7 protein-coding genes, 6 pseudogenes and 1 other annotated feature are annotated in these 13,815 nt (G+C 63.6%); of the genes and pseudogenes, 9 read left to right on the forward strand and 4 right to left on the reverse strand.

The window, feature by feature from the left end:
- The first annotated feature begins 366 nt into the window (after positions 1-366).
- Positions 367-744 (forward strand): BlaI/MecI/CopY family transcriptional regulator, encoded by a 378-nt coding sequence (locus tag NF20_RS06385; RefSeq protein WP_033712913.1) that lies wholly within the window; start codon positions 367-369, stop codon positions 742-744.
- Between the two features lie 397 nt (positions 745-1,141).
- Here the strand turns inward: NF20_RS06385 and NF20_RS27090 are convergent, their stop codons facing one another.
- From NF20_RS27090 to istA (NF20_RS06395), 3 genes are all read right to left on the reverse strand, one after another.
- Positions 1,142-1,330 carry a hypothetical protein gene (locus tag NF20_RS27090; protein ID WP_139803685.1) on the reverse strand — a complete coding sequence of 63 codons (189 nt, stop codon included), beginning with the start codon at positions 1,328-1,330 and terminating at the stop codon, positions 1,142-1,144.
- 317 nt (positions 1,331-1,647) lie between these two features.
- On the reverse strand, positions 1,648-2,460 hold the full coding sequence (locus NF20_RS06390; RefSeq protein ID WP_014711800.1) for an ATP-binding protein: 813 nt from the start codon (positions 2,458-2,460) through the stop codon (positions 1,648-1,650).
- Entirely contained in the window at positions 2,457-4,010 is a 1,554-nt protein-coding gene (gene istA / locus NF20_RS06395) for an IS21 family transposase (protein WP_033712892.1), read from the reverse strand. Before istA (NF20_RS06395) ends, NF20_RS06390 begins: the two co-directional genes overlap by 4 nt.
- A 571-nt stretch (positions 4,011-4,581) precedes the next feature.
- Between istA (NF20_RS06395) and NF20_RS28885 the strand changes: the two are divergent.
- Positions 4,582-4,680, forward strand: a pseudogene (locus tag NF20_RS28885) (RNA polymerase subunit sigma); the annotation flags it as partial.
- A 143-nt stretch (positions 4,681-4,823) separates the two neighbouring features.
- The gene (locus NF20_RS06405) at positions 4,824-5,540 is read left to right on the forward strand and encodes an anti-sigma factor family protein (protein WP_014711797.1); all 717 of its coding nucleotides are present in this window, start codon (positions 4,824-4,826) and stop codon (positions 5,538-5,540) included.
- A gap of 1,626 nt (positions 5,541-7,166) precedes the next feature.
- On the opposite strand, the pseudogene NF20_RS28890 reads toward NF20_RS06405, so the two are convergent.
- Positions 7,167-7,475: pseudogene (locus tag NF20_RS28890) on the reverse strand (ATP-binding protein); the annotation flags it as partial.
- Positions 7,476-7,711: 236 nt separating this feature from the next.
- On the opposite strand from NF20_RS28890, the pseudogene NF20_RS06415 reads away from it, so the two are divergent.
- The 6 genes and pseudogenes from NF20_RS06415 to istB all read left to right on the forward strand — a co-directional run.
- A pseudogene (locus NF20_RS06415) lies at positions 7,712-8,739 on the forward strand (IS3 family transposase); the annotation flags it as partial.
- 54 nt (positions 8,740-8,793) lie between these two features.
- Positions 8,794-10,055, forward strand: a protein-coding gene (locus tag NF20_RS06425) for an IS3 family transposase (protein ID WP_142283916.1) whose coding sequence is annotated in 2 segments (ribosomal slippage) — positions 8,794-9,097 and positions 9,097-10,055 — 1,263 coding nt in all. Because the reading frame shifts where the segments join, the coding sequence is not laid out codon by codon here.
- Positions 9,093-9,224 (forward strand) — a sequence feature (AL1L pseudoknot). It overlaps the preceding gene by 132 nt.
- A 28-nt stretch (positions 10,056-10,083) precedes the next feature.
- Positions 10,084-10,227, forward strand: a pseudogene (locus NF20_RS28035) (IS3 family transposase); the annotation flags it as partial.
- Positions 10,228-10,258: 31 nt separating this feature from the next.
- Positions 10,259-11,030, forward strand: a pseudogene (locus NF20_RS28895) (DUF732 domain-containing protein); the annotation flags it as partial.
- Between the two features lie 344 nt (positions 11,031-11,374).
- Positions 11,375-12,874: pseudogene (gene istA / locus NF20_RS06430) on the forward strand (IS21-like element ISMav1 family transposase).
- Positions 12,871-13,665 carry an IS21-like element IS1612/ISMav1 family helper ATPase IstB gene (gene istB / locus NF20_RS06435; protein WP_009979999.1) on the forward strand — a complete coding sequence of 265 codons (795 nt, stop codon included), beginning with the start codon at positions 12,871-12,873 and terminating at the stop codon, positions 13,663-13,665. Before istA (NF20_RS06430) ends, istB begins: the two are co-directional and overlap by 4 nt.
- The last annotated feature ends 150 nt before the right edge of the window (positions 13,666-13,815 follow it).

The following is a 13,815-nucleotide window of genomic DNA, read 5'->3' on the forward strand; positions in this document are numbered from 1 at the left end:
GGCCATGGGACTCGCACCGGGCGGCGGCGCGGGGCAAAAAGTAGAGCGCAGCTGACGGTCAGTACGCGACGACGGCCCAGCGGCAATTGTTTCCATAACCGAATAAGAGCGTATCGGGTTGTTACCCGACATGGTCGCCGAAGTCGTGGCGGGCGATCGAAGCGATGCGTCAGTGCGACAATTGCGTTTCGACGGTCTCCCAACGGCAGGAAACGAACACGCCGGCAACAACGTTGATTGGGTTTCGCCGCCGTCGTGATCAGACATCCGACATTGTGTGCCGGCCATGGGTAATCTACTATGTGCGTACGTAGTTAGTGTATGACGGCGACCGGCGTCGAATGCTGTGCGGATCGGAGGGTGACGGTGCGGGTGCGGGGCTTCGGGGAGTTGGAAGCGGTGGTGATGGACCGCATCTGGGACCGGGATGGAACCACGACGGTCCGCGAGATTTTTGACGAGCTGGCCGCTGAACGCGAGATCGCCTACACGACAGTGATGTCGACCATGGACAACCTGCACACCAAGGGGTGGCTGGCGCGTGAGCGAGATGGCAAGGCCTACCGGTACTGGCCGGCGTTGACCCGCGAGCAGCACAGTGCGCAACTGATGCGCGAGGTGTTTGACGCCGGGGGGCGCTCTGAACTGGTGCTCAGCCACTTTCTCGAACAGATCAGTCCCGAGGAATCCGCGCATTTGCGTGCTGCGCTGCAGCGTCTGGCCAGAAGAACCCGGCGCAAGTAACCATTACCGGGCCGCCAGAGTCCTGCCTTTACCGCATCGAATAGGGCTGCGTTGCAGACGTATTGTTGAAAGTCATCTCGTGATCGCGGGCCGCTATGGTGGTCCCACGGGCCCGCCGGCCCCGTCCATCACGTCCTGCATCGTCGTGGTATCCCGTCGTGCACGAAACCACTCACCTCGCGGGCATGAGCTCGGATGGTGCCAGACAACGCGGGACCAGACGTTCTCACGGCGATGGTGGCCCCCCTGCGCGTCGCCGTAGGCGGCAGCCACCCCAGTATCGCGGTACAGCGTCGGCGGGGTCGAGCTCATACCAAACGAACTCCGCGCTGCGGTCAGCTACCCCAAATCATTTGTATACGGCCAATTACTCGCGCAGTCATCGCATCTCGCCCGCCTACATCAACCGGCGGTAAAATTCATCCTCTTCCGCATCGCCGCGCTCATGAGGTGACCCGACCCGAGCAAACGCGCCATCTCCTCCCGCTGACCGGCCGCTTCGTCCCGCGCCGCCAAGATGAACCGCAAGCACCACGGCCGCGGTGATGACACCCAAAATCACCATCACCCCCAACGTGTTGAACAACGCGCTACACCAAACCCAGCCGTCGCCGCCATACGACATCATCAGCGCATTACCTCCGTCTCGTTACCGATCACCACACGACCGCGGGATCTGAAAACCGATACTGCCCAACCGTATCGCCCACCTAGACTGCGACGCCACCCGCCAGAATCGGTCGGGCGACGAGTCCGATATGCATTTCTACTATCTATGTACACAGATAGTAGATCAAGCGTGTCGCTTGCCAGGGTGATGGGACCACCGTTTTGCCATGAGCATGGGACCGGTTGTTTCCGGTTACTGGCCGTTGTGATGGTGACTGACGAGATGGCTGCTGGTCAATTCGGCTGGTCCGAATTGACCGGCTTTGCGGGGCGGGGTTTCTGACGTTGCCGGTAGGACTCGCCTTCGACGACGAGTTCGTAGGCCGCGGATTGGAGCCGGTCCATCGCCGACTGCGCCAGCAGTGGGTCGGCCATCATGGTGAGAATCTCTGGGGGTTCGCGGTTGCTGGTGATGATCGTTGAGGCGGTGCGGTGGCGTTCCACGATGATTTCATAGAAGTCATTGGTCTCGGTGGTTTCAAGCCGGTGCAACGCGAGGTCATCGATGATGAGTAGCTCGACGCGGTGCAGTTTGCGTACCTCGTCTTCATAGCTGCCGTCTAGCCGTGCCCCGCGTAGGCGTTTGAAGAGTTTGTCGGCGCGTTCGGTGTGCACGCTGTGGTGACGTCGGACCGCGATGTGTCCTAAGGCGTTGGCCAGGAACGTTTTTCCGACCCCGACCGGGCCCATGATGAGCACGTTGTAGGCGTCGGCCAAAAACCGCAGCGAGGTCAACTCTGCCCACAACTGGCGGTCGTAGCTGACCGCGGCGGTATCGTCCCAGGCCTGTAACTGCATCTGCGGATCCAGACGGGCCGCCTTGGCGCGTAGTTGGGCGGATTTGCGGTCGCGGCGGGTGACCTCATCGGCCAGCAGCATCTCCAGGAAATCGTGATGCGGCAACCGATTGGATCGTGCCAAGGCGAGCCGTTCGGGCAGGGTGTCGAGCAGCTGGCCGAGCTTAAGACGGCGCATCAGGACTTTGAGGTCTGCAGAGATCTCGATCGGCTTGACCGCTGGGGTGGCGTCAGGACGGGCGGGGCTCATGATGGCCTCCGCACCGTAAAGTCAGTGGCGGCGCGCACGAATCTGGATGCCGTGGGCGACGGCTTGGGGATCAGCGGCAGCTGCGCACCGGCGCCACGGGTGAGCATGCGCTCGATCAGGCCGACGTCGATGACCTCGGCGTCCAGCGCGCGTCGGCAGGCATCATCGACCGCCTCCGCGCCGTGGCGGCGCACCAATCCCAACAGGCGGTAGACCTGGCGCATCTTGGTCCACGGCAGCGGGTGTTCTAACACCGCGGCGGCGTAGACGCCGACATGGGTGCCGTGGGTGGCTGCCTTGCGCTGCAACGTGTTCAGATCCCGCATGGCATAGACCGACACCTCAGCGGGCAGGTCGGCGGGATCGGTGTGGCGGCGCCCCGGACCCACCACGGGGTGGACCTTGATCAGCTCACCGCGCCAATACAGTTTGACCGTATGCGCATCCACGCGGGCATCGAGGCGGCGGCCAATCAGCTCGCCGGGAACGCTGTAAAGCGCCCGCGCGATCTGCACATGCCGATCCGGGGCCACCTTGGGCCGGCTCCAGGTCGGGATGTCGAACACCTCGTTGGGCACCGGCTTGAGTTGGGGTAGCTCCTCGGCGGCGAACACCTCGACCGGGCGGCACCGGGTGGTGCCGTGGATTCGCATCCCGGCCACCTGCCCACACCACTGCTCAGCTCGCGCGCGGCAGTCACTCAGGTTCCGAAAGTCTTCTCCGGCAAAGAAATTCGATCTCACATATTGGACGCAGCGTTCGACGCGAGGCTTATCGCGGGGGCTGCGGATGCGGGTGGGGTCCACAGCGAATCCCCGAGCCTGGGCATATTCGCGAAATGCGTCGTTGAGCTTCGCGTCGGTCGCATCAGCCTTATCCACGATGGTCTTCATGTTGTCCGGGATCACCACCGCGAACACCCCACCAAAGAACACCCACGCCGCTTCGAACCCGGCGATCACCTCGCCCAGGGTCTGCCGGTAGGTGGGCCAAACGAACATGTGCCGCGAATACACCGCGGTGAAGATCAACCCATGCACCACCCGCCGGCGGCCGTCCTCGATGTCGGTGAGCAGCCCGAGTCGACCGAAGTCGACCTGCAGTTCGCTGCCGGGCTCACAATCGGCCACCGGCACCGTGGCCCGCCGTTGCCCAAAGCCCAATTCCGTTGTGGCATATCGATGCAACGTGCGATACGACACCACCACTCCGCGCCTGCCCAGTAGCGTGTGCACCTTCGTCAAGGTCAAGTCCTGTTTCAGCCACGCCTGGACCTGCTCACGCTGAGTGTCGATGATCTCCCACGTCTGGCTCTTGCCGTTGGGCCGGCTCGGCCGCACCTCGGCGATCACCGCCGCCAACAGCTCGTCAGTCAGCTGACAGGCGTCGCCATCACGGTCCAGCCCGCACGCGCGCGCCCGATCCACATACCGGCGCACCGTTTTGCGGTCGGTGCCCGAGAGCCGGGCCACCTCCCGATACCCGCGACCATCCAGCCACAGCCGCAACATCTCCTTGACTTCGATCACAGAAACCTCCCGGTAGCTCATTCGGCCAATACAGCGGCCGAGCAACCGGAAGCCCCGACGCCACGCCGGGTGGTCCCATAACTGGCAAAACAGCTAGCCAGGTGGTCCCATCACTGGCAAACGGGTGGTCCCATGCTCATGGCAAAACCGGCGCCGAGCTGGCCCCTTGTCCCTGGCAGCCGACAAAGTCGAAAATTCCGGCAATGGACAGAGATGATGCGGCTCTGGCTGCGGCCGGCTAGTCGTGTCACGGGCCAAGCCGGTCGCGCGACGATGAACACGTTCGGCCGCGCGTAGTCGAGGAGTCGGACGAAACAATCGTGACTACGACCAGATATGAAACTGCATCTACGTACCGGCTGTCGTAGATGATCAAGGTGTGGTGACGCTTCGGCTGGTGAACTTGCCAGGTGCTTCCCTCGTGACATAGCAGGAGGTGATGAAGTGCCCAAGGGTCATCAGCGGATCGGATTTGCAAGCGACGATGACGGTTCGCGACGACGATCAGGCCGCCATCTTGTGGCGATACGCGTTGCGATTGATGGGCGGCGCTTGTCGTGCCAAAGTCGTGGTCTGGGAAACGCTGCTCCGGGGGGACCTCGGAATCGCCGAGGGGCCGGTCAAGTCCCGATTGCGCTATGTCGCTCGGACAGAACGGCTTACGCTGCAAGAGGACGGGGTGACACGTTGACCGCGCTACCGCCCATCGCGATGCCCGCTGGCAGCGAACGCCAAATGATGCAAGGTAATTGGCTCGAGGCCAAAAGCCGTCCGGCAGCCCGATCCGTGTGCCTTCGAGCCCGAATGCCTGCTAGTAGCTAGGGATGGAGGGCGATGATGACATTGTTACGCGGACTTGGCCCGCCTGGTGACAACCACCTCCATGCGATGTGGGATGCCGCGTACGTCTTGGGATCACTGTCGGCCACCGATTGGCGGGAATTCGAGGCCCACATGGCCGGCTGCCCGCAATGCCGTCAGGCCGTTGCCGAGCTCAGCGGCATTCCGGCCATGCTGGCGCAGCTCGCCCGCAGTGACATTGGTGCGATCAACGAGGCAGACCACCCAGCCGGAGCAACCGAGATGCCGCCGGATTTGCTGCCGTCGATGCTGGCCGCGGTCCGTTCGCACCGCGTTCGAAGCCGCGCGATGATCTGGGTGGGCTCGGCTGCCGCTGCCGTCATCCTGACGATCGGTGTGTTAATTGGGGTTAATGGCAGGTTCCCGACTTCGCCGCCACAGGCGGCGCTGCCGATGGACCAAATCGGTACGACCCTGCTGGCGTCGACAGTGTCACTTAGCGGCCAGCAATGGGGTACAAACATCGCGCTGAAGTTCGTGTGCCTAGCTCCACCCGATGCTCCTCACGATACGGTGGCGTTGGTCGTCGTGGGCCGCGACGGCAGCCAGACCCGGCTGGCGACGTGGGTGGCGATCCCAGGCCATACGGCGACGCCCACCGGTAGCATTTCGATGCCGGTAACCCAGATCGCCGCAGTACAAGTGGTTTTGGCCGACAACGGCCACGTGATGCTCCAGCGCTCGATCTAGCCTCGACCGCAGCCGCACCCAATTGTTATGCGAGGCGCAACGCTACGGCTCCGCCTCGAAGTTGTTCTGGTCGGTGTGGGTTCTCCGGGCTGGACGGTGTCGTAGGTCAGGACGATTCGTCGTGTGCGTTGAGGGCAGGGCAGCAGGGTCGCCGCTCATGGGATTGCCATTAAGGAAGTCCCGTAGCGTCTTCCGGCACCGGCTCGCAGCCCGCCGATGCTGTCAGTGGACAGGCCCACGCCCAATTCTGTAAGAACTCGTCGAGGGTAAACGTTCCTTCACGGGCTATTGATATGAATCACTGCGTCAAGGCGTGCGTGTGCACGAGGCCGATTCTCCGACGGGCGACGCCGATCATCGCTGGACCTCGACGGTTACTCAGACTGGGGAGGCCTGTGCGCTTTACCGTTTAATCATCTACTATATGTGTACGTAGACAGTGCTGCATCAATGACCCGTGAGGAATTGGGCGCCTACGATGGCGCCGCTGACAGACAGGAAGAGGATTGCTCCGTCGCGACCCGCATATGGATATTCGATGCGCCGGCGGCGGATCTGATCGGGTCGAGTCCGATCGTTTCCGAGGCGTTAGACCAGCCGGCGCGAACGTCAAGGGTGGAACGGCCTTCCAAAGCCACGTAATGTTATCTAGCGAAACCCGGAGGTGCACATGACTGAAACACCCTAAGCCCCAAGCGAATCCACGGCCGGAGAACCGAGCCCTCAGCGATCCAGCCGTCTAGGTCAGGCCGCGGCAGTGGTGGGAATCACCGCCGGTGTTGTCTTCATCGTGGGTGCGGTGTTTGTTTCGGGCTTTTTCCTTGGCTCCCGCTGGGAGCATCACAACGGACCGCAGGTGATGCGCTGTGAGATGGGCGGGTCTGGCGGCGGAATGGGAGGCATGATGGGGCCCGGTGGCATGGGGCCGATGGGGCCTGGCCAACCGTCGTCGTCGACGTCGACTACTCCTTCGGCCCCGGTCACGCCGAGACCGTAGCCGAATGGCCTAGCAACCGCATCCAGAGGTTCCTAGGCCACGCATTGACTCTGAAACCGTTCCGCAGCAAAGAAATTCGTGCTCGAAGGACGGCCGGCTCGGGCGCGTCCGTCCATGACCGCCCACGCGCGTGGCTGCTACTCCACTGGTCATCTCCTTCGGTTGGCCGCAAATCAACTGCGCAGGGTGCATATGGAATTCGGTGGCAATAAGAGTCCATCCGTCACCCGGGTCGCTATGTCAACATGAACTGGGTCCGGCTGGCGGTATGAATTGGCCCACTTAGGATGCTTGAGGATGCCGGGTGAGCGAAGCTGGGTGTATGCGTGCAGAGCTACTCACGAGCCCGGGGTGTCCAAATGCGGCGCTGGCTCGGCGCCTGCTCGTGGACTGTCTGTCCGAGGTTGGTTTCGCTGAGCGAGTGGTGGAAAGAGTCGGTGCATATACATCGCCGACCGTGCTCGTTGATGGTGTCGATGTCATGACATCGGGTGCCCCATTGATCGCCAATGCGTGCCGGCTGGACCTCCCGACCAGGGAGCGAGTGCTGGCGGCGCTGAATGATGATCGGCGCCGTTAGCCTGATCGACGCGCCCGCGGCACGGATTCAGCTGGGGCTGAGACTTTAGATTTCGGGTCTGGGCCAGCCGGTAGGAGGCGGTGCCGGTTCAATAATGGCGCCGCCGAAGGTAAGTCGGGCGAATGGCGGCGCAGAAGCGTGGGGCGGTAAACGGTTTGTCCACCGTGAGGAGGCTTCCTTGCTGGCGATCGCGATAGCGTTCTTTCCTCCGCTGGTCAAAACCTGGAAGAGCAGGTCGGCGCTGCACGTGCCTAGTTCCGTGTAGCCAATCAAGCAGCAGAAGATCCACACGCCCCTGGCAGTAGGTGGCCTTGGTCAGTTGTTTGTCGTCGGCGGCTTCGACGAGCTCGTTGACCAGTCATGGCCAAGGTGTAGCCCGACCTGTCACAGACATCCGCAAGTCTGACTCGATGAACCCACTACTGTCTACGCAAACGCGCAGGAGCCCTCGGAAACCGTGCACGTGCTGGTCCCGGCAGGGTGCCGATCTAGCTGTACTGACCACGGGCGTCCGTGAGTTCGAGGGTCTGCTGCACGGATAGGTGACATCTGATTTGGCTTGCCCCAGGTGGGCGGGCTGGAAGGATGTCCATTGTGCCTAGGCCTTATCCCCGCGAGTTCCGCGACGACGTCGTCCGGGTTGCCCGCAACCGTGACGACGGTGTGACGATCGAGCAGATCGCTACCGACTTCGGTGTCCATCCCATGACGCTGACCAAGTGGATGCGCCAAGCCGACATCGACGAAGGCACCAAGCCCGGCAAGAGCACCAGTGATTCCGCCGAGCTGCGTGAGCTGCGTCGCCGAAATCGGCTGTTGGAACAGGAGAACGAAGTCCTGCGCCGAGCAGCCGCCTACTTGTCGCAGGCCAACCTGCCGGGAAAAGGCTCTACCCGCTCGTGAAAGAGCTCGCCGCCGACGGCATCCCCGTGGCGGTGACGTGCCGGGTACTCAAGCTCGCTCGCCAGCCCTACTACCGCTGGCTGGCCGATCCCATCACCGAGGCCGAATACGTCGAGGCGCATCGGGCCAACGCCCTGTTCGAGGCCCATCGCGATGATCCCGAATTCGGCTACCGGTTCCTGGTTGATGAAGCCCGCGACGCCGGTCAGTCGATGGCTGAGCGCACGGCGTGGCGGATCTGTTCGAACAACGGCTGGTGGAGTGCGTTCGGCAAGCGTCAACGCGGCAAGAACGGCAAGCCCGGGCCACCCGTGCATGATGATCTGGTCGGCCGGGATTTCACCGCCGATACGCCAAATCAGTTGTGGCTGGCCGACATTACCGAACACCGTACCGGCGAGGGCAAGCTCTACCTGTGCGCGATCAAAGACGAGTTCTCCAACCGGATCGTCGGCTACAGCATCGACTCCCGGATGAAATCCCAGCTGGCCACCCAGGCACTCAATAGCGCGGTCGCACGACGCGGCGAGGTCGCCGGCTGCATCCTTCACACGGACAGGGGCAGCCAGTTTCGCAGCCGCAAATTCGTTCGCGCTCTGAGCCGCCACGACATGGTCGGATCGATGGGCCGTGTCGGGGCCGCCGGCGATAACGCCGCCATGGAGAGCTTCTTTAGCCTGCTGCAAAAGAACGTCCTGAACCGGCGCCGCTGGGACACCTGAATCGCCCTGGAAATCCCGGAGGCTCCTGACCTTGGAAACGAGGATGCAGGTATGCCGAAGGAACAGTCGTCTGGGAAGCCCACGGCGCGTCGCTATAGCCCGGAGGAAAAGGCCGCTGCGGTGCGGATGGTCCGAGCCCTGCGCGCCGAGTTGGGCACCGAGCAGGGCACGGTGTCGCGGGTGGCTCGCCAGTTGGGGTACGGCGTGGAGTCGGTGCGTTCCTGGGTGCGCCAAGCCGACATCGACGACGAGTACGCTCCCGGGGTGTCCAGCGCGGAGTCTGCCCGGATCAAGGAGCTGGAACAAGAGAACCGAGAACTCAAGCGCGCCAACGAAATTCTGAAGCGAGCGGCGAGTTTCTTCGGGGCGGAGCTCGACCGCCAACACAAGAAATAGTGGACTTCATCGACGCCCACCGCGAGGAGTTCGGGGTCGAGCCCATCTGCACCGTCCTGCGATCTGCAGGGGTGTCGATGGCCCCGAGCACTTACTACGACACCAAGACCCGTGCCCCGTCAGCGCGCGCCCAACGCGACGCAGAGCTTGGGCCGGTCCTGGTAGGACTCTGGGAGGACAACTACCGGGTATACGGGGCCCGCAAGCTGTGGAAAACGGCACGTCGGGCCGGCCACGACGTCGGCCGGGATCAGGTCGCACGGCTGATGCGTACCGCCGGCATCGCAGGGGCGCGGCGCGGCAAACGCGTACGCACCACCACGCCGGATCCCGCCGCGGCGCGACACCCCGATCTGGTAGGGCGGAAGTTCACTGCGACCGCGCCGAATCAGCTCTGGGTGACGGATCTGACGTTCGTGCCGACCTGGGCTGGGGTGGCCTACGTCTGCTTTATCATCGATGCCTTCAGCAGGATAATCGTCGGCTGGCGAGTCGCCACGCACATGCGCACCACGATGGTGCTCGATGCGCTGGAGATGGCGCGTTGGTCACGCGGAAACCTGTTGGCGGGCTTGACATGTCACTCCGATGCAGGATCGCAGTTCACGTCCATCCGCTACGGCGAGCGGCTCGCCGAGATTGGTGCGGTCCCCTCGATCGGGTCGATCGGGGACAGCTTCGATAACGCTCTGGCGGAGACGGTGAACGGCTACTACAAGGCCGAGCTGATCTACGGGCCCGCCCGCAGCGCGCCGTGGAGGACCGTCGAGGACGTCGAGCTGGCCACCCTGGGCTGGGTCTACTGGCACAACACCAGCCGCCTCCACGGCTACCTCAACGACATTCCACCGGTCGAGTTCGAAGCCGCGTTCTACGATGCACAACGGACCGACCAACCACTGATCGGAATCCAATAGCCCGAGTCTCCGGCAGAACCAGGGCGATTCAACCCGAGAACAGCTACGGATCGCGATCGTCACCTGGATCGAACGCACCTACCACCGGCGTCGCCGTCAGCTCGCTCTGGGCCGGTTGACCCCCATCGAATTCGAAGCCATCATGACCACACCGGCCAGCCAGGCCGCGTAACCGAAACTGTCACCTGATCGTGCAGCAGACCCTGTGTCGCAAACTCGATGGCGGCATGCCGGTGGACGCGGTAGTGGACTTGATGAGGAACACTGCGTTCAACGTGGACCCTCCCGAGCGCCAATACCCCCCCGAGCGCATCACGCGCACCCTCACCCGATTCATCACTGCAGCGGTGGAGGTCTACTGCCCGTACAACCAACAAAAGATTGATTCCATCACGGCTATGGCTAGTTCCGCGCCTGGATCGAATGAACCGACGCACCGGGTCGCCGCGTCCACGCACGACACGGTCAACTCAGCAAGCGGTCCGCGCGAGCCGCGCTTTTACATGATCGACACTCCGGCGGCGCGGCAGGAACCGATGGGCACCGGCGTGGTCCGGCTGACATACGTGCTGGACGGCGCCACCTTCGTGGCGGGCCGCTACGGGAACGACCGGTCGGACCGTGGTGCGCCGGGCACAATGCTCACCTCGCTCACCGGAGCGGTTCCCGAGGGAGATTCCGACTTACAGAACCCGCCGCAGATTCCGCCACCACCGCCGCCCACGGCGCACAACCTGATACCACCCCGGCCAAACGCGGCACCGCCGCCACCAAAACAACCGCCCCCGCCGCAAGAGCCCCCGCCACCACCGCAACAGGCGGAGCCTCCTGCTGCGGCTCCTCAACCTGGGGCGATGCCGGCGACGGCGGTGGAGGCACCGGCGGGGTGGCAGTGGTGGCAACGGCGGTGGCGGTCCGGTGCAGTCGGCGCCGGCGCCCCACATGCCGCCGGGCTTTGTCAGGCTCGCACCATGAGACAGCAATGGCCCCGTCACCGCCGTCAAAGCCTTCCGATGGTCGCGTCGTTAGGTGTAGTCATGGTCTCGTGTTTCGCCTTCAGACGAAGCAGCCTTAGGGCAGTTATCGATTTGGCGTGAGCCATCGCGGCTTCCTTATCGAAATCGGCCGCGATCTACCAGCAGGTGTTGTCCATGGCCATGAGAAAGTCCCCATCTGTGGCCAGTAGGAAGTCCCCACTGGTGGCCAGGTAGAAGTCCCCACTCCTTTGCGGGCTCGTCGTGTCTTTTCCGGGAGCTGAGGGCCTGGGCGGTGACGGTGATAGCGCCAACTGTCACTTGATCACCGCCCAGGGAGCTCTATTGAAGTCTGCAAGGGAGCGTATGAACATCATTTCGGCGTATCACCAGGTCGGGTCGTATCGCGGCGCGGCCGAGCTGTGCGGTACTACGCACAAGACGGTCAAGCGGGTCATCGAGCGGGCCGAGGCCGGTGGCGCGCCCCCGCGGGAACCACGGCCACGCAACCTCGACGCGTTCACCGATCTAGTCGCCACCCGAGTCGAGAAATCACACGGCAAGATGTCGGCGAAGCGGATGCTGCCGATCGCCCGAGCTGCCGGGTATCAGGGCTCGGCCCGTAACTTCCGCCGCCTGGTAGCCGAGCAGAAAGTATTGTGGCGCAACGCTAACCGGCATCAACGCCGTCCGGCGGTCTGGTCACCCGGTGACTATCTGGTGATGGATTGGGCCGAAGCTGCACCGGGGTTGATGGTGTTCTGCGCGGTGCTGGCCTATTCGCGGTGGCGGTTTGTGCGGTTCGCCGCCGACGAGAAAGCCTCGACCACGCTGGCGATGATCGCCGAAGCCCTCGAGGCGATCGGTGGGGTTCCGGCCAAGATCCTGGCCGACCGGATGGGCTGCCTCAAAGGTGGTGTCGTCGCCAATGTTGTTGTTCCAACACCGGATTATGTGCGATTCGCGTCCCACTATGGCTTCGTTCCGGACTTCTGCCACGGTGCGGATCCGCAATCGAAGGGCATCGTGGAGAACCTCTGTGGCTACGCTCAGGACGACCTTGCGGTGCCGCTGCTGACCGAAGCTGCGTTAGCCGGTGAGCAGGTCGACCTACGTGCCCTCAACGCCCAGGCGCAACTATGGTGCGCCGAGGTCAATGCCACGGTCCACTCGGAGATCTGCGCCGTGCCCAACGATCGCTTGGTTGACGAGCGCACCGTCTTGAGGGAGCTGCCCTCGCTGCGGCCGACGATCGGCTCGGGGTCGGTGCGCCGTAAGGTCGACGGCCTCTCGTGCATCCGTTACGGCTCAGCTCGTTACTCGGTGCCTCAGCGGCTCGTCGGTGCCACCGTGGCGGTGGTGGTCGATCATGGCGCCCTGATCCTGTTGGAACCTGCGACCGGTGTGATCGTGGCCGAGCACGAGCTCGTCAGCCCAGGTGAGGTGTCCATCCTCGATGAACACTACGACGGACCCAGACCCGCACCCTCGCGTGGTCCTCGCCCGAAAACCCAAGCAGAGAAACGATTCTGCGCATTGGGAACCGAAGCGCAGCAGTTCCTCGTCGGTGCTGCTGCGATCGGCAACACCCGACTGAAATCCGAACTCGACATTCTGCTCGGCCTTGGCGCCGCCCACGGCGAACAGGCTTTGATTGACGCGCTGCGCCGGGCGGTTGCGTTTCGCCGGTTCCGCGCTGCCGACGTGCGCTCGATCCTGGCCGCCGGCGCCGGCACCCCACAACCCCGCCCCGCCGGCGACGCACTCGTGCTCGATCTGCCCACCGTCGAGACCCGCTCGTTGGAGGCCTACAAGATCAACACCACCGACGGGACGGCCTCATGACCACCGCTGCCAAGCCGGTGGCACCGTCCTCGGCGGCACCGCTGGCTGCTGACCTTGACGCGGCGCTGCGGCGGTTGAAGCTGGCCACGGTGCGCCGCAACGCCGCCGAGGTGTTGCAAGTCGCCAAGACGCAACGCTGGACACCGGAGGAGATCCTGCGGACGTTGGTTGAGGCCGAGATCGCTGCCCGCGATGCCTCCAACACCGCCAACCGTCTCAAGGCCGCAGCCTTCCCGGTCACCAAGACCCTCGACGGGTTCGACGTCACCGGATCGTCGATCACCGCAGCCACGTTCGACTACCTGTCGAGCCTGGAATGGATTCGGGCACAACAGAACCTGGCGGTCATTGGCCCACCTGGTACGGGCAAAAGTCACCTGCTCATCGGCTGCGGGCACGCTGCCGTCCACGCCGGATTCAAAGTCCGCTACTTCACCGCCGCCGACCTGATCGAGGTCCTCTACCGCGGCCTGGCCGACAACACCGTCGGCAAGATCATCGACACCCTGCTCCGCGCGGATCTGGTCATCTTGGACGAGATCGGCTTCGCCCCGCTCGACGACACCGGGACTCAACTGTTGTTCCGGCTCGTGGCTGCCGGCTACGAGCGCCGCTCCCTGGCCATCGCCTCGCATTGGCCCTTCGAACAATGGGGGCGATTCCTGCCCGAGCACACCACCGCCGCCAGCATCCTCGATCGGCTGCTGCACCACGCCAGCATCGTCGTCACCTCCGGCGAGTCCTACCGGATGCGCCACGCCGACCACAAGAAGGGAGCCGCCAAGAATTAGCCAACCACCCGCAGCGGAGTGGGGACTTCTGCTGGCCACCAGCGGGGACTTCTACTTGGCCATTGACAGGTGTCGTCATCGCTGAGTGGGTACAGGCGATATGTGTTTCGCCTCGCAGGTGGGCATCAGACCTCAGGGTCAGTGGTAGGT

Origin of the sequence: Mycobacterium sp. MAC_080597_8934, assembly GCF_000523975.1 — a bacterium.
Classification (GTDB): domain Bacteria; phylum Actinomycetota; class Actinomycetes; order Mycobacteriales; family Mycobacteriaceae; genus Mycobacterium; species Mycobacterium avium.